This window comes from Micromonospora sp. NPDC049903 (assembly GCF_044460945.1).
Classification (GTDB): Bacteria; Actinomycetota; Actinomycetes; order Mycobacteriales; family Micromonosporaceae; genus Micromonospora.
In genome coordinates this window covers 203,446-221,590 of sequence record NZ_JBITKL010000005.1, presented here as the reverse complement: position 1 = coordinate 221,590, position 18,145 = coordinate 203,446, and the positions used below count along the sequence as shown (strand labels likewise).

Genomic DNA, 18,145 nt, shown 5'->3' with positions numbered 1-18,145 from the left:
AGATGAACGAAAGACCGTCCCGGCGTGAACCGGGACGGCCTTTCTTCGTTCGAACCGAAGGGTCAGCCCTTCATCAGCTCGGCGGCCTTCTTCTCCAGGTCGTCGAGCCCACCGCACATGAAGAACGCCTGCTCGGGGAAGTGGTCGTACTCGCCCTCGCTGATCTTCCGGAACGCCTCGATGGTCTCCTTGATCGGGACCGTCGAGCCCGGCACACCGGTGAACTGCTCCGCCGCGTAGGTGTTCTGCGACAGGAAGCGCTCGATCCGACGGGCCCGCTGGACCGTGATCTTGTCTTCCTCGGAGAGCTCCTCGATACCGAGGATGGCGATGATGTCCTGCAGGTCCTTGTAGCGCTGGAGGATCCGCTTGACCTCACTGGCCACCTGGAAGTGCTCCTGGCCGACGAACTCCGGGGCGAGGATCCGCGACGAGGACGCCAGCGGGTCCACCGCCGGGTAGATGCCCTTGTCGGAGATGGACCGCTCCAGGTTGGTGGTGGCGTCCAGGTGGGCGAAGGTGGTGGCCGGAGCGGGGTCGGTGTAGTCGTCCGCCGGCACGTAGATCGCCTGCATCGAGGTGATGGCCTGGCCCTTGACGGACGTGATCCGCTCCTGGAGCTCGCCCATCTCGTCGGCCAGGGTCGGCTGGTAACCCACCGCGCTGGGCATCCGGCCCAGCAGGGTGGAGACCTCGGAACCGGCCTGGGTGAAGCGGAAGATGTTGTCGATGAAGAGCAGCACCTCCTGCTTCTGCACGTCACGGAAGTACTCCGCCATGGTCAGCGCGGAGAGCGCGACGCGCAGCCGGGTGCCCGGCGGCTCGTCCATCTGACCGAAGACCAGAGCGGTCTTGTCGATGACGCCGGACTCGGTCATCTCGTGGATGAGGTCGTTGCCCTCACGGGTCCGCTCCCCCACACCGGCGAAGACGGAGGTACCACCGAAGTTCCGGGCGACACGGGTGATCATCTCCTGGATGAGCACCGTCTTGCCCACGCCGGCACCGCCGAACAGGCCGATCTTGCCGCCCTTGACGTACGGGGCGAGCAGGTCGATGACCTTGATGCCGGTCTCCAGCATCTCGGTCTTCGGCTCCAGGTCCGCGAAGGCCGGAGCCTTGCGGTGGATGCCCCAGTGGTCGTCGGCCGAGATGGTCTCGCCCTCGGTGAGGTTGAGGCACTCGCCGATCGCGTTGAAGACGTGGCCCTTGACCGCGTCGCCGACCGGCACCCGGATCGGGAAGGCGGTGTCCCGCACCTCGGCACCCCGGACCAGACCGTCGGTCGGCTGCATCGAGATCGCGCGGACCAGGTTGTCACCCAGGTGCTGGGCCACCTCCAGGGTCAGCGTCTTCTCGCCACCGGAGAGGGACACGTTCACGTGCAGGGCGTTGAAGAGGTCCGGCATGGCGTCGCGCGGGAACTCGGCGTCGACGACCGGGCCGATGACCCGGACCACGCGACCGGTGGCGGTCGTGGTCTCGGCTGGTCCTCCAGCAGTGGAAACAGTCATCACACTTCACTTCCCGACGCGGCCAGCGCGTTGGCGCCGCCGACGATCTCACTGATCTCCTGGGTGATCCCGGCCTGGCGGGCCGAGTTCATCTCACGCGTGTACTTGTCGATCATCTCTTCGGCGTTGTCGGTGGCGCTCTTCATCGCCCGCCGCCGGGCCGCCGACTCGCTCGCCGCCGACTCCAGCAACGCCGCGTAGATCCGCGTGTTGATGTACTTCGGCAGCAACGCGTCGAGCAGTTCCTCCGGGTTCGGCTCGAACTCGTAGTCGGGCAGCAGCCCGGGGGCCGCCTCCGACCGAGGCCGCTCCTCCACCTGCAGCGGACCGATGATCCGGGTCACCGGCGTCTGGGTCATCAGGGACTTGAACTCGGTGAAGACGATGTGCAACTCGTCCACCCCGAGCACCCCGTCCGCACCCGGACCGCCGTCGAGGTCGTCCGCGCCGGCCGAGAACGCCTTCACCAGCGTCTCGCCCACCTCGCGGGCGTCGGCGAACGACGGCTGCTCGGAGAAGCCGGTCCAGCTCGCCTCGATCGGCCGGTTACGGAACCGGTAGAACGAGACGCCCTTGCGACCGACGACGTAGAGCACCGGCTCCTTGCCGTCCTCCTTGAGCCGCGCGACCAGCGACTCCGCCGTCTTGATGGCGTTCGAGCTGTAACCGCCGGCCAGACCCCGGTCGGCGGTTACCAGCAGCACGCCCGCCCGCCGCACCCGCTCGCGCGGGGTCAGCAACGGGTGGTCGACCGACGCGTTGGACGCCAGCGCCGTGAGCACGCCGGTGATGGCCCGGGCGTACGGCAGGGACGCCTCCACCCGGGCCTGGGCCTTGGCGATCCGGCTCGTCGCCACGAGCTCCATCGCCTTGGTGATCTTCTTCATCCCCTTCGCCGAGCGAATGCGTTGACGAAGAACACGTACCTGCGCCGCCATGGCCCGGCCCTAACGCTTCTGGGCCGGCGCTGCGCTGTAGCGGGTGACCGTCTCCTGCTCGGCCTCGCCCTCCAGCGGCGCCGCCGGCGCCTCGTTGATCGTGCGCTCGTCCTCCCGGCCGAGGAAGCCCTGCTTGAACTCCGCGACGGCCGCGTCGAGGGTGGCGATGATCTCGTCGTCCCACTTGTTGTCGGCGATCGCCAGCAGCGTGGCGTTGTGCTTGCGCCGCAGGTGCTCCAGGAACTGGGTCTCGAAGCGCCGCACGTCGCCGACCGGAACGTCGTCCAGCTTGCCCTCGGTGCCGGACCAGACCGCGATGACCTGCTCCTGCACGGAGTACGGCGAGTAGTTCGGCTGCTTGAGCAGCTCCACCAGGCGGGCACCACGGTCCAGCTGGGCGCGGGAGGCCTTGTCCAGGTCCGAGGCGAAGGCGGCGAACGCCTCCAGCTCGCGGTACTGGGCCAGGTTCAGCCGCAGCGAACCGGAGACCTTCTTCATCGGCTTCACCTGCGCCGCGCCACCGACCCGGGACACCGAGGTACCGACGTTGATCGCCGGCCGGACGCCCTGGTTGAACAGGTCGGTCTCCAGGAAGATCTGACCGTCGGTGATCGAGATGACGTTGGTCGGGATGAAGGCCGAGATGTCGTTGGCCTTCGTCTCGATGATCGGCAGACCGGTCATCGACCCGCCGCCCATCTCGTCGGAGAGCTTCGCGCAGCGCTCCAGCAGGCGGGAGTGCAGGTAGAAGACGTCACCCGGGTACGCCTCACGGCCCGGCGGGCGACGCAGCAGCAGCGACACGGCCCGGTACGCCTCGGCCTGCTTGCTCAGGTCGTCGAAGACGATCAGGACGTGCTTGCCGCCGTACATCCAGTGCTGACCGATGGCCGAGCCGGTGTACGGGGAGAGGTACTTGAAGCCGGCCGGGTCGGAGGCCGGGGAGGCGACGATGGTGGTGTACTCCATCGCGCCCGCCTCCTCCAACTGCCCCTTGATGGAGGCGATGGTGGAGGCCTTCTGGCCGATGGCGACGTAGATGCAGCGGACCTGCTTCGTCGGGTCGCCGGAGGCCCAGTTCTCGCGCTGGTTGAGGATGGCGTCCAGGGCGACCGTGGTCTTGCCGGTCTTCCGGTCACCGATGATCAGCTGCCGCTGGCCACGACCGATTGGGGTCATCGCGTCGATGGCCTTGATGCCGGTCTGCATCGGCTCGGAGACGGACTGCCGGGCCATCACGTTCGGGGCCTGGAGCTCCAGCTCGCGGTAGCCCTCGTCGGCGATCTCGCCGAGGCCGTCGATCGGGGCGCCGAGCGCGTTGACCACGCGCCCCAGGAAGGCGTCGCCGACCGGCACGGAAAGCACCCGGCCGGTGCGCTTGACCCGCTGGCCCTCTTCGAGGCCGGCGTAGTCGCCCAGGACGACGACACCGATCTCGCGGACGTCGAGGTTCAGGGCCACGCCGAGCGTGCCGTCCTCGAACTCGAGCAGCTCGTTGGTCATGGTCGAGGGCAGGCCCTCGACGTGGGCGATACCGTCGCCGGTGTCAGCGACGGTACCGACCTCTTCACGGGAGACGTCGGGCGAATAGGAGGAGACGTAGCGCTCCAGGGCGCCGCGGATCTCCTCCGTCGAGATGGTCAGCTCGGCCATCCTCTGCTTCCTTAAGTATCAGGGGCCCGGGATACCTAGTACCGACCGGTCCTCGGGTCGACTGTTATTCCGGGCGCTTCGCGGGGTGCTGGTCAGCGCTTCGCGAGCGCGTTGCGGGTCTCGTTGAGGCGACGCAGGATCGTCCCGTCGTACAGGTCCGAACCCACTCGGACGCTCGCTCCGCCGAGGATCGTCGGGTCAACCGTAAGCTTCACGGCGACCGCCCGGCCGTAGATGGCCGAGAGCTGGTCGGTGAGCCGGCTCTCCTCGTCCGCGGTCAGCGGCGCCGCGACCGTCACGTACGCGACCTGCCGGTCACGGCGCTCGGCCGCCAACTCCACCAGCCGGGACAGCGCGGCGGAGAACGACCGACCGCCGAAGCCGGCCAGGGCCGCCTCCACCAGTCGCACCGTCACCGGCCGGGCCTTGCCCGTCAGGAGCATCCCGATCAGCTCGGCCCGCTGGGCCACCGGTGCCGCCGGGTCGGACAGGGCGTTGGAGAGCTGCGGATCCGCCGCGACCACCTGGCCGAAGCGGAACAGCTCGTCCTCCACCTCACCCAGCTCGTCGGCGCGGTCCGCGCTGGCGAGCAGGGCCTGCACGCCGAGACGCTCGGCACCGTCGAGCAGCTCCGACGGTGCCGACCACCGACCGGCGACCAGCACACCGAGCAGGTCGAGCGTGTCCGCGCCGACCTTGCCGGAGAGCACCGAGCCGAGCAGACCGCTCCGGTCCGCGCCCGGGCGGGCCGGGTCGGAGAGCGCCCGGCGCAGCCGGACCTCCCGCCGCAGCAGGTCCGCCACGGCGAGCAGCTCGGCACCGGTGGTGGCGAGAGCCGCCGAATCGGCACCCCGGACGTACTCCCCCAGCCGCTGACTCGCGACGGTGTAGGACTCCCGGCTGGCGGCCTGCATCAGCGGGCCCCCGCGCTCTCGAGGTCGGTGAGGAAGCGCTCGACGGTGCCCTTACGGCGGGCCTCGTCGGCGAGCGACTCGCCCACGATCCGACCGGCCAGGTCGACCGCGAGACCGCCGACCTCCGCGCGCAGCTCGCGCACGATGGTCTGACGCTCGACGGCCAACGAGTCCCGGCCGGCGGCGATGATCCGGTCGGACTCCTCCCGCGCCTTGGCGAGGATGTCGGTGCGGATCGACTCGGCGTCGGCACGGGCGTCGTCCCGGATCCGCGCCGCCTCGGTACGCACCTCGGCGAGCTGGGCCCGGTACTGCTCGAGCAGTTGGTTGGCCTCGGCCTGCGCCGCCTCGGCGCGCTTGAGGCCACCCTCGATCGCCTCGACCCGCGCCTGGTACATCGCCTCGATACGAGGCATGACGAACTTCAGCAGCACGAAGCAGAGCAGGGCGAAGGCGATCGTGCCGATCACCAACTCCTGCCACAGCGGAATGAGCGGGTGGTGCTCCACACCTTCGGCGGCGACAAACATTTCAGACCTCCGGGTCGGGAAGCGGACGGTCAGACAGCGAAGGCGAGCACCAGGCCGAACAGGGCGAGCGCCTCGACCAGGGCGAAGCCCAGGACCAGCCAGGTCCGGTTGTAGCCGGCCGACTCGGGCTGACGGGCGCTGGAGTTGATGTACGCAACGAAGATCAGAGCCACGCCGATCGCGGGGCCGACGGCGGCGAGGCCGTAGCCGATCGTGTTGACGTTACCCTCGATCGCAGCGAGAACAGTCATTGCGGGTATTCCTCCTGTTTGACGCGTGAGGTTTCACGCGTACCGGTCGTACCTGAAGCTTTGGGCGGGCGCCCCGCGAAAAGGATCAGTGTTCGGTCGCGATCGCCGACCCCATGTAGTTGGCGCTCAGCGTGACGAAGACGTATGCCTGCAACAGCGCGATCAGCACCTCGAAGAAGGCCATCACGATCGCCATGATGAAGGAGAAGATCGAGGTCGCCTGGATGAAGATGTTGTCCGAGGCGAGCAGCACGAAGCCACCGATGGTGAAGACCAGCAGGATCAGGTGACCGGCGAACATGTTGGCGAAGAGACGCACCGCCAGCGTGACCGGCCGGTTGATGAAGGTCTGCAGGAACTCGATCGGGATCAACAGGATGTGCATCGGCCACGGGATGCCCGGCAGGATCAGGCTCTGCTTGAGGTAGCCGCCGACACCGTGCTTGCGCATGCCGAGGTAGATGTACATCACGTAGGTGATCGCCGCGAGCACGATCGGGAAGGCGATGTGCGAGTTCGGCGAGATCTGCAACCCCGGGATGATGCCGAAGAGGTTGGTCAGCGCGACGTAGCAGAACAGCACCGTGAAATAGGGCGCGAACTTGACGCCCGCGCTGCCCATCTGTTCCTTGGCGATGTTGTCCCGGACCAGGCCGTAGATCGACTCCGCCATCCACTGGCCCTTGGTCGGCACCAGCTTCGGGTTCCGATAGGTGACCATGAAAAAGATGATCAGCAGCCCGACGGCCAGCCAGATCATGAGGGTGAACTTGGTGACGAATGGGCCGGCCACTTCCGGCAGATAGAAGTCCGAGACCCCCGGGGGCCAGGGCAGCCCTTCAGCGGCGACAAGCTCTGCGCTCACCGTGTCATCCTCCGCACTCGACAGACCCGCGCGTGCCGAAACTCAGGCACCGAGCCTCTTCATGATCAGGTAGATCGCTCCGGCTGCGCCGAGCATCATGCCCACGCCGATCCCGATGCCGGTCGGCAGGCCGAGGAACGTCCCCGCCAACCAGCCGAGGAATCCCCACACCAGGATGCCGGCGAGCAGGTAGCCAAGAACGGCTCCGGCAACGCCTTCCGACGAGTGCTCGTCGGAGCTTCCGCGATGAGGGTTGTCGGCCATGACGAGGCGAACTTTATCAGCCGGGGGTTTCGCGAGTGTGCGGCACCCCCCACACTGCCGAGCAGCGTGCGGGCGATCGATACGGCGCCTCAAGCCGCGCTCAGCTTACTCCTGCACCGCCCGCCGGGAAGGGGGGCGAAACGCCGGGCGAACACCGGCCGTACGGTCAGTGACCCGACGCCCGGTCGACGGTGGGCAGCGGGGCGCGCCAGGCCCAGGTGGTGTGCGCGACGATCCACACCAGCACGCCCGCGATGATCGCCACTCCCATGTCGGGCAGCCCGGGCCAGCCGGTCCGCGCCACGGCGGCCATCACCACGCCCAGGAAGACCATCTTGGTGGCGTAGGTGACCAGCCCGACCGGCATGACCATCTTCGGGCTGACCGCGTCCGCCCAGGCCACCGAGAGCCCGGAGACCAGGTAGCTCACCATCACCAGGCCGATCCCGGCGGCCACCCCGGCCGCGCCGGTTGGGCCCCGCAGCAGCGCGGCGATCGGTACGCCGACCACGGCCAGCCCGGCGCAGGCCAGCAGCGGCAGGCGCAGGTGCGGCAGGCGGGACCGGATGGCGCCGGGCTCCCCCGCGCGAGGCTCGGTCATCGGGGGTACGCCGGGAACTCGGCGACCAGCTCGGTCACATCGGACGCCACCCGGGCCAGTTCGTCGGTGCCGCCCGGCGCCGCCGGGTCGGTGCGTACCGCCCGCGCGATCAGCTCGGCGACCTGGCGCATCTGCGGCTCGCCCATGCCCTGGGTGGTGACGCTCGGGGTGCCCACCCGGATGCCGGAGGCGACCATCGGCTTCTGCGGGTCGTACGGGATGGCGTTCTTGTTCAGCGTGATGGTCGCCGCGTCGCAGCGGGCCTCGGCCTGCGCCCCGGTCACCCCGGTCTCCCGCAGGTCGACCAGGGCAAGGTGGGTGTCGGTGCCGCCGGAGACCGGCCGCATCCCCTCCGCCGCCAGCCCGTCGGCGAGCGCCTGCGCGTTGGCCACCACCTGCGCGGCGTACGTGCGGTACTCCGGCTGCGCCGCCTCGCGCAGCGCGACGGCCTTGGCCGCCACCGCGTGCATCAGCGGCCCGCCCTGGGTGAACGGGAAGACCGCCTTGTCGATCCGCTCGGCCAGCGACTCGCGGCAGAGGATGATCCCGCCGCGCGGACCGCGCAGCACCTTGTGCGTGGTCGCGCAGACCACGTCGGCGTACGGGACCGGGGAGGGAATGGCCTGTCCGGCGACCAGCCCGATGAAGTGCGCCGCGTCCACCATCAGGTACGCGCCCACCTCGTCGGCGATCTCCCGGAACCGGGCGAAGTCGATCAGCCTCGGGTACGCCGTCGCACCACAGATGATCATCTTCGGTCGGTGGGTCCGGGCCAGGTCACGGACCTCGTCGTAGTCGATCAGCTCGGTGTCCCGCCGGACGGTGTAGCCGACCGTGTCGAACCACTTGCCGGAGAAGTTCACCCGGCTGCCGTGGGTCAGGTGCCCGCCGTGCGGCAACTCCATCGCCAGCACCGCGTCACCCGGCTGCACCAGCGCGGCGTACGCGGCCAGGTTGGCGCTCGCGCCCGAGTGCGGCTGGAGGTTGGCGTGCTCGGCGCCGAACAGCTCCCGGGCCCGGGCGATCCCCAGCTCCTCGGCCCGGTCCACCTGGGCGCACCCGCCGTAGTAGCGCCGACCCGGGTAGCCCTCGGCGTACTTGTTCGTCAGCGTCGAGCCGAGCGCGGCCAGCACCGCCGGGGAGGTGAGGTTCTCGCTGGCGATCAGTTGCAGACCGCCCCGCAGCCGGTCCAGCTCGCCGAGCACCACCTCCGCGATCTCGGGGTCGGTGGTGCTGAGCTGCTCGAAGTCGGGCCCCCAGAAGGCGCCCTTACCGGTCTCCACAGCGCCCGAGTCTATTCGGCCGCACACTGGAGGCCGTGAGATGCCTGGTGACCGGTGCGACGGGGTACATCGGCGGGCGGCTGGCGCCCCGCCTGCTGGCCGAGGGACACACGGTGCGCTGCCTGGCCCGGCGGGCCGGACGGCTGCGGGACGTGCCGTGGGCCGGGCAGGTCGAGATCGCCGAGGGCGACCTGAGCCGGCCGGAGAGCCTGGCCGGGGTCTTCGACGACGTCGACGTCGCGTACTACCTGGTGCACTCGCTCGGGCAGGCCGGTTTCGAAGACGCCGACCGGCAGGCCGCCTCGGCCTTCGCGGAGGCGGCGCACGCGGCGGGCGTACGCCGGATCGTCTATCTCGGCGGCCCGGAGCCGGCCGCCGGCGACGCCTCCTCGGCGCACCTGCGCTCGCGGACCGAGGTGGGCCGGATCCTGCTGGACAGCGGCGTGCCCACGGTGGTGCTGCGCGCGGCGGTGATCATCGGGTCCGGCTCGGCCTCGTTCGAGATGCTGCGCTACCTGACCGAACGGCTGCCGGTGATGGTCACCCCGCGCTGGGTGTCCAACCGGGTGCAGCCGATCGCCGTCCGGGACGTGCTGCGTTACCTGGTCGGCTGCGTGGCCCTGCCGCCGGAGGTGAACCGGGCCTTCGACATCGCCGGCCCGGACGTGCTCACCTTCGGCGACATGATGCAGCGGTACGCCCGGGTCGCCGGGCTGAGCCGCCGGGTCCTGCTGCCGGTGCGCGCGCTGACGCCCCGGCTCTCCTCGCACTGGGTCGGGTTGGTCACGCCGGTGCCGAACGCGCTCGCCCGCCCGCTGGTGGAGAGCCTGGTGCACGAGGCAGTGGCGCACGAGCACGACATCGCGACGTACCTGCCGGACCCGCCGGAGGGGCTGACCGGCTTCGACCGGGCGGTCGAGCTGGCGCTGGTCAAGGTCCGCGACGCCGAGGTGGAGACCCGGTGGTCGTCAGCGGCGGGACGGGACGCCCCGGCCGAGCCGCTGCCCAGCGACCCTGACTGGAGCGGCGGCAGCGTCTACACCGACGTACGGGAACAGGCGGTGACGGCGTCACCGGAGGCGCTGTGGCGGGTCATCGAGGGGGTCGGCGGCCAGCACGGCTGGTACTCGTTCCCGCTGGCCTGGTCGGTACGCGGCTGGCTGGACCGGCTGGTGGGCGGCGTCGGGCTGCGCCGGGGTCGGCGGCATCCGCACCGGCTGCGGGTGGGCGAGGCGCTGGACTTCTGGCGGGTGGAGGAGATCGTCCCGGGTGAGCTGCTGCGGCTGCGGGCCGAGATGCGGCTGCCCGGCCGGGCCTGGTTGGAGATGCAGGTACGCCGCGACGACGACGGGCAGGTCCGGTACCGCCAGCGGGCCGTGTTCCTCCCCCGGGGACTGGCCGGGCACGCGTACTGGGCGGCGGTGGCGCCGTTCCACGCGGTGGTCTTCGGCGGGATGGCCCGCAACATCGCCGCCGACGCCGAGCGGACCGCCGTCGAGGCGTCACCGGCCGCGCGCTGACCGACCCGGGATCGTTCAGTCGCCGCTGCGGGTGGTGGTGTACCGCCACGCGGTCGTCTCGCTGGGCGGCACGAAGTCGCGGGGCGGCACGTCGCGCAGCGCGAAGGCGAGGATCTCCCCCACTCCCTCCACCAGGCGGCCCTGCACCGCCCGACCGACCGCGTCCTGCGGCTCGTCGGGGTTGGCCGCCATCGCCGCCGCCGCGAGCTGCGGGGTGAAGGCCACCACGGTCTCCGTCGCGTACCGCTCGGAGCTGCCCGTCTTGCCGGCCACCGGACGGCCGAGCTGACCGCGCAGGGCGGGCGCGGTGCCGCCGTAGCAGCCCTGGTACATCGACTGGTCCCCGACCGGGCAGCGGGCGGCGTCCGCCGCCGCGCGGGCCACGTCGACGTCGAGCACCTGGCGGCAGTCCGGCTGGCCGGTGGTGACCCGACGGCCGGTCCCGTCGACGATCGAGGTGACCGGGGTGGGCGCGCACCACGTCCCCTCGGCCGCCAGCGTGGCGTACGCCCCGGCCAGGTCCAGCGGGGTGGTGGCGGCCACCCCCAGGGTGAACGGCCCCCACTCGCGCGCGCCGTGCCGGGCCAGCCGGACGTCGTCCTCGGCCCGCAGCACGATGCCGAGCCGCTCGGCCATCTCCACCACCCGGTCCGCGCCGACCCGCTCGGTCAGCCAGACGAAGTACGTGTTGACCGACTCGCCGAACGCGGACCACATGTCGTGCTCGCCGCGCATCGAGACGTTGGCGTTCGACGGGCACCAATACCCGCCACAACTCGTCTCGCCGCTGATGCGGTAGTCGGTGAGGATGCGCGACGGGGCGTCGTAGACGGTCCGCAGCGGCATCCCGGCCTCCAACGCGGCCAGCATGGTGAACAGCTTGAACGTCGAACCGGCCTGGTACCCCACGATCGTGCCGCCACCGGCGACGAGTTGGTTGACCGTGTTCGGGTAGTTCTTCTGCCCGGGCGGGTTGGCCTCGACGCTGTAGTTGCGGTTCACCGACATGGCGAGCACCCGCCCGGTGCCGGGTTCGACGACCGCCGTCGGCATGGCGTACGGCTCGTCCACCGAGTAGACCCGCCGTACCTGCTCGGTGGTGGCCCGCTGCACGCTCGGGTCGAGCGAGGTGACGATGGTGAAACCGCCCCGACGCAGGGTGCGCTGCCGCTCGTCGACCGTGCCGCCGAACGCCTTCTGCTCGTTCCACCAGCGGGTGAACCAGTCGCAGAAGAAGCCCCAGTCGTTGTGTCCCGAGGGCACCGCCGTGCAGTCGTTCGGCGTCTCGCTGGGGCGCAGGTTCAGCGGTTCGGCCCGCGCCGCGTCCGCCGCCTCGGCGGTGACCTGACCGGTGCCGACCAGTTGGTCCAGCACGTACCCCCGGCGGGCGGTGGCCGCGTCCGCGTCACCGTCGATCGGGTCGTCGGTGTGCGGGGAGCGGACCAGCCCGGCCAGCATCGCCGACTGTGCCAGTGTGAGCCGGTCCGGCGAAGTGGAGAAGTAGCGCGTGCTGGCGGCGGCGACCCCGTACGCCCCGGCACCGAAGTAGGCGATGTTGAGGTACCGGGTCAGGATCTGGTCCTTGGTCAGCTCCCGCTCCAGCGCCAGCGCGTACCGCATCTCCTGGATCTTGCGGGCGGTGCTCACCTCGGTGGCCGCCGCCCGTTGCGACTCGGTCAACCGGGGGTCGGTGCTCAACACGTTGCGGACGTACTGCATGGTCAGGGTGGAGGCGCCCTGCCGGGTGCCGCCGGCGCCCTGGTTGGCGGCGAAGGCCCGCGCCACGCCCCGCAGATCGACCCCGCTGTGCTCGTGGAACCGGACGTCCTCGGCGGCGACGATGGCCTGGCGCATCACCGGTGCCACCTCGTCCAGCGGCACGTCCACCCGGTCCTCCTGATAGAAGGAGGTGATCAGGGTGGTGCCGTCCTTGGCGTAGAGGTTGGACCGCTGCGCCGTGGGCGGCGTCCGGAGCGTGTTGGGCAGCTCGGTGTACGGCGCGGCCACCGTCGAGAAGCCGATCCCGAACACCAGCGCGGCCGGCAGTGCCGCCACCGCCAGCGCCAGGCCGGCCAGCGTGCCGGCCAGCAGAACGGTGAACACTTTCGGCAGGAACGCCCGGGTCATCAGCTCTCCCCGCAGGAGCCGTCAGGACCCTCCCAGAATGGCGCTAACCACCCTTTGCACCCCGGTTTTCCTCAAACCCGGAGGAAGTTCACCGATCAGGGCAACAGGATCGCCGCGAGCGGGTGGATCGTCTCCTCGATCTCGTCCGCCACCCGGCTGAAGCACTGGTCGCCGCGTCCCCACGGATCGTCGAGGTCGTCGCTGGGCAGCAGGGACGTACCCTGGCGGGCGACGTTGGCAGCCTCCGCCACCGCCACACCCCGGGCGTACACCGCGTCCGGGGTGGCCTCGGCCGAGGGCAGCCCGTCGCGGTCCAGCGCGGTCAGCAGCCGACCGAACTCGCCCAGCACGAAGGTGCGCGCGGCGGCGTCGGGGCGCAGCGCCACCACGTACTCCTGCTGGTCGGCGGTGGCGGTCAGGACCAGGTCCGCGGCGTCGATGTGATCGGAGCGCAGCTTCCGCGCGGCGAAGCCGGTCACGGTGCCGCCCCGGGTGGTCACCTGGCGGGCCGCCGGCGGATTCATCTCCTCGCCGGCGTGCCAGCCCCCGGTGCCCGCGCTGTGGCTGTGCAGCAGTTCCTCCACCCGGCCGGGGTCGAGGTCACGCCGGGCCAGCCGCTGGCCCACCGCGAGGGTGAGCAGCCGCTCCGCCATCGGCGAGCGGCAGATGTTCCCCATGCAGACGTGCAGGACGGTGAACGGAGGCATTCACGCCACCCGGCTCTCGACCAGTTCCGGCACCACGTCGCGCAGCCGGGCCAGGTCGATGGCGCCCTCGCGGACCATCGTCGGCACGTCGCCGGTCAGGTCGACGATCGTGCTGGGCAGCGGGTCGACGGCCGGTCCGGCCTCCAGGTAGGCCCGCACCGAGTACGCCAGCTGCTCCCGCGCCTCGTCGGCGGTCTGCGCCGCCGGACGGCCGATCTTGTTGGCCGAGGCGACCGCCATCGGCCCGGTCTCCCGCAGCACCTCCAGCGCCACCGGGTGCAGCGGCATGCGGACCGCCACCACCCCGCTGTCGTCACCGAGGTCCCACCGCAGGCTCGCCGAGTGCTTCACCAGGATGGTCAGCGCCCCCGGCCAGAACGCCTCCACCAGATCCCGGGCGGCCTGCGGCAGCGTGTAGACCAGACCGTCGAGGGTGTGTCGGGAGCCGATCAGCACCGGCGGCGACGCCTGCGTCCCACCCTTGGCGTCCACCAGCGCCTTCACCGCGTACGGCGTGAACGCGTCGGCACCGACCCCGTACACGGTGTCGGTCGGCAGGACGACCAGTTCGCCGTTGCGCACCGCCTCGATGGCCGCAGCGATGCCGCGGTCCCGGTCGGCGAGGGACCGGCAGTCGTAGAGCATCACGAGGAGCCAGTCTGCCACGTGTCGCCCGTCGCGGGTCGCCGGTGGTCCGTGCGACGGAACGCGGTGGCGAAACGGGACCGGCCGGTGAGGTCGTGGTGGGCGGTGATCGCGGTGTACCGGCCGTCGGCGGCGAGCAGCTCGGGCACCGAGGTGCCGTGGGTGTCGTCGTGCTCCACGCCGACGGCGCCGCCGGGACGCAGCAGGTCCGCCGCCCGCCGCACCACCGGACGGATCACGGTCAGACCGTCGTCCCCGCCGAACACCGCCTCGGCCGGGTCGTGCCCGGCCACCTCCGGCGGCACGGCCACCGCGAGCGGCACGTACGGCGGGTTGCAGAGCAGCACGTCCACCCGACCGACCAGCTCCGCCAGCAGGTCCGGTGCGGTCACGTCGGCCGTCACCACCTCGATCGGCCGATCCCCCGCCGCCTCCCGGGTCGCCGCGTTGCGACGCAGCCAGGTCACCGCGGCGGGCGCGCGCTCGACCGCCACCACGCGGGCCGCCGGCACCTCCTGCGCCACCGACAACGCGATCGCACCCGATCCGCTGCACAGGTCCACCACCACCGGGGTCTCCCCGTCGGCCGCCCGCTCGGCGGCCCGCTCGACGCCCCAGCCGGCGAGCAGTTCGGTCTCCGGACGGGGCACGAAGACACCCGGCCCGACGGCCAGCTCCAGATGCCGGAAGCCGGTGCTGCCGGTGAGGTGTTGCAGTGGCTCCCGCCGGGAACGCCGGGTCACCAACGCCTCGAAGCGGGCCCGTTGCTCGTCGGTGAAGCCGTCCGCGAGCGCCAGCCGCCCCCGGGGCACCGCCAGCACGTACGCGGCCAGGAGTTCCGCCTCGGCGCGGGCCGAGGGCAGCCCGGCGTCGGCCAGGATCCGGGCAGCCCGCGCCAGCACGACGGCGGGGCGCTCTCGTCTCGTCCCTTCGGACGGGTGTTGCGGCACGGAGGTCACGCCATAATCATGAGTCGTCGCGGTGCACGTGCATAAGCGGGTGCATCCGGCGACACACCGACGGGAGGTCGAGGGGTGGGCTGGCTCGACCGGGTCGATGACCAGGTTGACGCCCTGACGAAGGCGCGGGCGTTGCAGGAGGTGAGCCGCTCGGCCGAGGCGTCCGCGATCCTGGACCGGGTGCTGTGCACCAGCAGCGACTCCCGGGCCCGCGCCGACGCGCTCGTCCAGCGGCTCTCCGCATTGATCAATCTCGGTCGCACGGCGGAGTACACCCGGGCGATCGAGGAGGCGTCCGCCGCCGTACGCGACCTCGCCGAACCGTACCTGCACGGTCACCTCAACGCGCTGGCCGCGCTGGCCGCCCACCACCAGGGCGCGCTGGACCGCTGCGTGACGCACCTGGTTAAGGCCGCCCGGGCGCTGGGCGCGGTCGACGACCCGGACCGCGACACCGCCTGGGGCTGGCACGACCTGGCGATGGCGTACTCCTACCTCAGCTTCCACGGCTACGCGCTGGGCGCGATCGAACGGGCCCGCCAGCTCGGCACCGCCGCCGGCATCCCGGAGGAGACGTTCGCCGCCCCCGGGATCCGACTGCGCAACGCGGTCGCCCTGGACCACACCGGCGACAGCGACGGGTGCCTGCGGGTCCTGCGGGACGTCGCCACCGACCTCGACCGGTTCGTCACCGCCGGCCGCGCCGACCGACTGCGACCGAGCAGCCTGGCCGCGTACGGCTACGCGGCGGCCCGCCGGGCCGCCCTCGGCGACGTGATCGACTCGCCGTCCGGGGCCGACCCGGCCCGGTTGCTCGGCCACGGCGCGGACAGCGCACGGGCCCGCGACATGCGCCAGCTCGGCCAGGCCTGCCTGGCGGTGGCGGCCGGTCGGCCGATCGAGGCGGTCACCCGCCTGGACGCCGTCCAGGTCTCCGCCGAGACGCTCGGCGCGGCCGAACCGGCACGCCTGCGCAGCATCGCGTTGGCCCGCGCCGGTGACCACGCGGCGGCGCACCGCGCCGACCGGCTGGCCTTCCGGCTCGCCGCGCAACGACACGACCGGCTCCGCGACGTCTACATCGACGGCATCGCCGCCCGGATCGACCACGAGGAGATGCGTCGCGAGGCGGCCCGGTTCGAGGGCGAGGCGCTGACCGACCCGCTGACCGGGCTGCCGAACCGGCGCCGACTGGAGCGGTACATCGCCGCGGTGGTCGCCCGGGGCGAACGGGTGGTGATCGGCGTCTGCGACCTGGACGGCTTCAAGGCGGTCAACACCCGGCACGGCCACCACTCGGGCGACCTGGTCCTCCAGCGGGTCGCCGGGGTGATCAACCGGGTGATGCGCCGGGGCGACTTCGTGGCCCGCTACGGCGGCGACGAGTTCGTCGTGGTGTTGGCCGGTGCCGGGATGTCCGAGGCCGCCGAGGTCGCGCGCCGGATCGACGCCGCGATCCGGACCGAGGACTGGGAGTCGCTGGTGCCCGGCACGCCGGTCGGCGTCAGCATCGGCTTCGCCGAGGTGGGCGCCGCCGGGCCGGGACAACGCGACGCGCTCGGCGCCGCGTTCGAGGCCGCCGACCGCGAGATGTTGCAGGCCAAGGTCCGGCCGCGCAGCGCCTGAGCGGCGTCAGCGACGGGTCAGCTCCGGGTCGCCGGCCAGGCGGGCGGCCCGGTCCGCCTCACTGAGCGCGTCGAGCACGCCGTCCAGGTCGCCGGCCAGGGCCAGATCCAGGTTGTACGCGGTGTAGCCGATCCGGTGGTCGGTGATCCGGTTCTGCGGGAAGTTGTAGGTGCGGATCCGCTCCGAGCGGTCCACCGTACGGACCTGCGCCTTGCGCGCGTCCGAGGCGGCGGCGTCGGCCTGCTCCTGCGCGGCGGCCAGCAGCCGGGCGCGCAGGATCCGCAGGGCCTGCTCCCGGTTCTGCAACTGGGACTTCTCGTTCTGGCAGGAGACCACGATGCCGGTCGGCAGGTGGGTGATCCGCACCGCCGAGTCGGTGGTGTTGACCGACTGGCCACCGGGACCGGACGACCGGAACACGTCGATCCGCAGCTCGTTCGGGTCGATGGTGACGTCGACCTCCTCGGCCTCCGGCAGCACCAGGACGCCGGCCGCGCTGGTGTGGATCCGCCCCTGCGACTCGGTCACCGGCACCCGCTGCACCCGGTGCACGCCGCCCTCCCACTTGAGCCGGGACCAGACGCCGTGGCCTCCGTCGGGCACACCCTTGGTCTTGATCGCCAGCGAGACGTCCTTGACCCCGCCGAGGTCGGAGTCCTGCGCGTCGATCACCTCGGTGAGCCAGCCCCGCCGCTCCGCGTACCGGGTGTACATCCGCAGCAGGTCACCGGCGAACAGCGCGGACTCCTCGCCGCCCTCGCCGGCCTTGATCTCGACGATGACGTCCTTGGCGTCGTGCGGGTCGCGCGGGATGAGCAGCTCGGCCAGGCGTTCCTCCAGGGCCGGCAGCGTCGACGCGATCGTCTCCGCCTCGGCCGCGAACGACGCGTCCTCGGCGGCCAGCTCCCGTGCCGCGGTGAGGTCGGCCCGGGCCTGCTCCAGCTCCCCGGCGGCCTTGTGCAGCGGCACCAGCTCGGCGTACCGGCGGCCGACCCGACGGGCGGTGCCCTGGTCGGCGTGGATGGCGGGGTCGGCCAGACGCTTCTCCAGCTCGGCGTACTCGTCGAGGAGGGCGGCCAGGCGCTCGCTGCTCATGCTGCGGATCGCTCCTTGGACGGCGGGGAGACCGGACGACAGACGGACGACGCCCGCGTCCGGGAGAAACCGGACGCGGGCGTCGGACCAGGAGCTACTTGGCCTTCTTGGCCTGAACCTTGGCGTACTTCTGCTGGAACTTCGCGACCCGGCCCGCGGTGTCCAGGACGCGCTGCTTGCCCGTGTAGAACGGGTGGCAGGCGCTGCACGTCTCGACGTGGATCGAGCCGCCCTTCGCGGTGCTGCGGGTGGTGAAGCTGTTGCCGCAGGAGCAGGTGACGTTCGTGGTCACGTACTCCGGGTGGATGTTGGACTTCATCTCGCCTCGGTCCTCTCGTCGTGGTCGCCGGGTCGCCCTCGCGCGCCAGTGCGCGCGATCGGGGCGTGAACCGGAACCGGTGGCCGATTGACCAGTCTGCCATGGGGCCCAGCCGACCCGCGAAGCGGGCCGTACCGGCTGGTCGGCCAGGTCAACGCCGGACCCGCTCTGCGCATTCCCCGCACGGGCTGGCGCATTCCGACCTGCCGACACGCCGGCGGCACGGTTACCACCCGCCGCCCTTTGCTCTGCTTCACCCCACGCGGCGGAGACGCCCGAACCGATGCGCCGGTTGAAGCAGAGCAAAGGCGGCACAGGAGAGGCGTGTGGGTCC

At 71.4% G+C, this 18,145-nt stretch carries 18 protein-coding genes; 2 read left to right on the top strand and 16 right to left on the bottom strand.

Features of this window, described 5'->3' with window-relative positions; genetic code table 11:
* Positions 1 to 62: 62 nt before the first annotated feature.
* The 10 genes from atpD to glyA all read right to left on the bottom strand — a co-directional run bounded on the left by atpD (position 63) and on the right by glyA (position 8,813).
* Positions 63 to 1,514, bottom strand: coding sequence for a F0F1 ATP synthase subunit beta (gene atpD, locus ACIBO1_RS12335; protein WP_117225973.1), 1,452 nt, complete (start codon positions 1,512 to 1,514; stop codon positions 63 to 65).
* Complete coding sequence (locus tag ACIBO1_RS12330) at positions 1,514 to 2,452, bottom strand: F0F1 ATP synthase subunit gamma (protein WP_131052261.1); 939 nt, start codon at positions 2,450 to 2,452, stop codon at positions 1,514 to 1,516. The genes atpD and ACIBO1_RS12330 overlap by 1 nt, the downstream gene beginning before the upstream one ends.
* A 9-nt stretch (positions 2,453 to 2,461) precedes the next feature.
* Positions 2,462 to 4,105 carry a F0F1 ATP synthase subunit alpha gene (gene atpA / locus ACIBO1_RS12325; protein WP_131052262.1) on the bottom strand — a complete coding sequence of 548 codons (1,644 nt, stop codon included), beginning with the start codon at positions 4,103 to 4,105 and terminating at the stop codon, positions 2,462 to 2,464.
* A gap of 92 nt (positions 4,106 to 4,197) precedes the next feature.
* Positions 4,198 to 5,019, bottom strand: a complete 822-nt coding sequence (locus ACIBO1_RS12320; protein ID WP_396744641.1) for a F0F1 ATP synthase subunit delta — start codon at positions 5,017 to 5,019, stop codon at positions 4,198 to 4,200.
* On the bottom strand, positions 5,019 to 5,549 hold the full coding sequence (locus ACIBO1_RS12315; RefSeq protein ID WP_396744638.1) for a F0F1 ATP synthase subunit B: 531 nt from the start codon (positions 5,547 to 5,549) through the stop codon (positions 5,019 to 5,021). The genes ACIBO1_RS12320 and ACIBO1_RS12315 overlap by 1 nt, the downstream gene beginning before the upstream one ends.
* A gap of 29 nt (positions 5,550 to 5,578) precedes the next feature.
* Positions 5,579 to 5,800 (bottom strand): ATP synthase F0 subunit C, encoded by a 222-nt coding sequence (gene atpE / locus ACIBO1_RS12310; protein ID WP_350692432.1) that lies wholly within the window; start codon positions 5,798 to 5,800, stop codon positions 5,579 to 5,581.
* A gap of 85 nt (positions 5,801 to 5,885) precedes the next feature.
* Positions 5,886 to 6,665 (bottom strand): F0F1 ATP synthase subunit A, encoded by a 780-nt coding sequence (atpB, locus tag ACIBO1_RS12305; RefSeq protein ID WP_396744634.1) that lies wholly within the window; start codon positions 6,663 to 6,665, stop codon positions 5,886 to 5,888.
* A gap of 42 nt (positions 6,666 to 6,707) precedes the next feature.
* Positions 6,708 to 6,929 (bottom strand): hypothetical protein, encoded by a 222-nt coding sequence (locus ACIBO1_RS12300; protein WP_117225980.1) that lies wholly within the window; start codon positions 6,927 to 6,929, stop codon positions 6,708 to 6,710.
* 166 nt (positions 6,930 to 7,095) lie between these two features.
* Positions 7,096 to 7,530, bottom strand: coding sequence for a hypothetical protein (locus ACIBO1_RS12295; RefSeq protein WP_396744630.1), 435 nt, complete (start codon positions 7,528 to 7,530; stop codon positions 7,096 to 7,098).
* Positions 7,527 to 8,813 carry a serine hydroxymethyltransferase gene (gene glyA / locus ACIBO1_RS12290; protein ID WP_396744627.1) on the bottom strand — a complete coding sequence of 429 codons (1,287 nt, stop codon included), beginning with the start codon at positions 8,811 to 8,813 and terminating at the stop codon, positions 7,527 to 7,529. Before glyA ends, ACIBO1_RS12295 begins: the two co-directional genes overlap by 4 nt.
* 35 nt (positions 8,814 to 8,848) lie before the next feature.
* Here glyA and ACIBO1_RS12285 point away from each other — a divergent pair, with 35 nt between their 5' ends.
* Complete coding sequence (locus ACIBO1_RS12285; RefSeq protein ID WP_396744624.1) at positions 8,849 to 10,333, top strand: SDR family oxidoreductase; 1,485 nt, start codon at positions 8,849 to 8,851, stop codon at positions 10,331 to 10,333.
* Between the two features lie 15 nt (positions 10,334 to 10,348).
* Here the strand turns inward: ACIBO1_RS12285 and ACIBO1_RS12280 are convergent, their stop codons facing one another.
* From ACIBO1_RS12280 to prmC, 4 genes are all read right to left on the bottom strand, one after another.
* Complete coding sequence (locus ACIBO1_RS12280; protein ID WP_396744621.1) at positions 10,349 to 12,460, bottom strand: transglycosylase domain-containing protein; 2,112 nt, start codon at positions 12,458 to 12,460, stop codon at positions 10,349 to 10,351.
* Positions 12,461 to 12,555: 95 nt separating this feature from the next.
* Positions 12,556 to 13,167 carry a phosphotyrosine protein phosphatase gene (locus ACIBO1_RS12275; RefSeq protein ID WP_396744618.1) on the bottom strand — a complete coding sequence of 204 codons (612 nt, stop codon included), beginning with the start codon at positions 13,165 to 13,167 and terminating at the stop codon, positions 12,556 to 12,558.
* A complete protein-coding gene (locus ACIBO1_RS12270; RefSeq protein ID WP_396744825.1) occupies positions 13,168 to 13,812 on the bottom strand; it encodes an L-threonylcarbamoyladenylate synthase in 645 nt (214 codons plus the stop codon). It abuts the gene before it with no gap.
* On the bottom strand, positions 13,812 to 14,762 hold the full coding sequence (prmC, locus tag ACIBO1_RS12265; protein ID WP_396744822.1) for a peptide chain release factor N(5)-glutamine methyltransferase: 951 nt from the start codon (positions 14,760 to 14,762) through the stop codon (positions 13,812 to 13,814). Before prmC ends, ACIBO1_RS12270 begins: the two co-directional genes overlap by 1 nt.
* Before the next feature lie 84 nt (positions 14,763 to 14,846).
* Here prmC and ACIBO1_RS12260 point away from each other — a divergent pair, with 84 nt between their 5' ends.
* On the top strand, positions 14,847 to 16,397 hold the full coding sequence (locus ACIBO1_RS12260) for a diguanylate cyclase domain-containing protein (RefSeq protein WP_396744615.1): 1,551 nt from the start codon (positions 14,847 to 14,849) through the stop codon (positions 16,395 to 16,397).
* Positions 16,398 to 16,403: 6 nt separating this feature from the next.
* Here the strand turns inward: ACIBO1_RS12260 and prfA are convergent, their stop codons facing one another.
* Both prfA and rpmE read right to left on the bottom strand, forming a co-directional pair.
* A complete protein-coding gene (gene prfA / locus ACIBO1_RS12255) occupies positions 16,404 to 17,492 on the bottom strand; it encodes a peptide chain release factor 1 (RefSeq protein WP_396744613.1) in 1,089 nt (362 codons plus the stop codon).
* 94 nt (positions 17,493 to 17,586) lie between these two features.
* The gene (gene rpmE / locus ACIBO1_RS12250) at positions 17,587 to 17,811 is read right to left on the bottom strand and encodes a 50S ribosomal protein L31 (RefSeq protein ID WP_350692447.1); all 225 of its coding nucleotides are present in this window, start codon (positions 17,809 to 17,811) and stop codon (positions 17,587 to 17,589) included.
* Positions 17,812 to 18,145 lie beyond the last annotated feature (334 nt).

Bases quoted from the DNA above. Each gene is read 5' to 3' on its own strand.
- atpD (WP_117225973.1), bottom strand. From the start codon at position 1,514: ATGACTGTTTCCACTGCTGGAGGACCAGCCGAGACCACGACCGCCACC.
- ACIBO1_RS12330 (WP_131052261.1), bottom strand. From the start codon at position 2,452: ATGGCGGCGCAGGTACGTGTTCTTCGTCAACGCATTCGCTCGGCGAAG.
- atpA (WP_131052262.1), bottom strand. From the start codon at position 4,105: ATGGCCGAGCTGACCATCTCGACGGAGGAGATCCGCGGCGCCCTGGAG.
- ACIBO1_RS12320 (WP_396744641.1), bottom strand. From the start codon at position 5,019: ATGCAGGCCGCCAGCCGGGAGTCCTACACCGTCGCGAGTCAGCGGCTG.
- ACIBO1_RS12315 (WP_396744638.1), bottom strand. From the start codon at position 5,549: ATGTTTGTCGCCGCCGAAGGTGTGGAGCACCACCCGCTCATTCCGCTG.
- atpE (WP_350692432.1), bottom strand. From the start codon at position 5,800: ATGACTGTTCTCGCTGCGATCGAGGGTAACGTCAACACGATCGGCTAC.
- ACIBO1_RS12300 (WP_117225980.1), bottom strand. From the start codon at position 6,929: ATGGCCGACAACCCTCATCGCGGAAGCTCCGACGAGCACTCGTCGGAA.
- ACIBO1_RS12295 (WP_396744630.1), bottom strand. From the start codon at position 7,530: ATGACCGAGCCTCGCGCGGGGGAGCCCGGCGCCATCCGGTCCCGCCTG.
- ACIBO1_RS12280 (WP_396744621.1), bottom strand. From the start codon at position 12,460: ATGACCCGGGCGTTCCTGCCGAAAGTGTTCACCGTTCTGCTGGCCGGC.
- ACIBO1_RS12275 (WP_396744618.1), bottom strand. From the start codon at position 13,167: ATGCCTCCGTTCACCGTCCTGCACGTCTGCATGGGGAACATCTGCCGC.
- ACIBO1_RS12270 (WP_396744825.1), bottom strand. From the start codon at position 13,812: ATGCTCTACGACTGCCGGTCCCTCGCCGACCGGGACCGCGGCATCGCT.
- prfA (WP_396744613.1), bottom strand. From the start codon at position 17,492: ATGAGCAGCGAGCGCCTGGCCGCCCTCCTCGACGAGTACGCCGAGCTG.
- rpmE (WP_350692447.1), bottom strand. From the start codon at position 17,811: ATGAAGTCCAACATCCACCCGGAGTACGTGACCACGAACGTCACCTGC.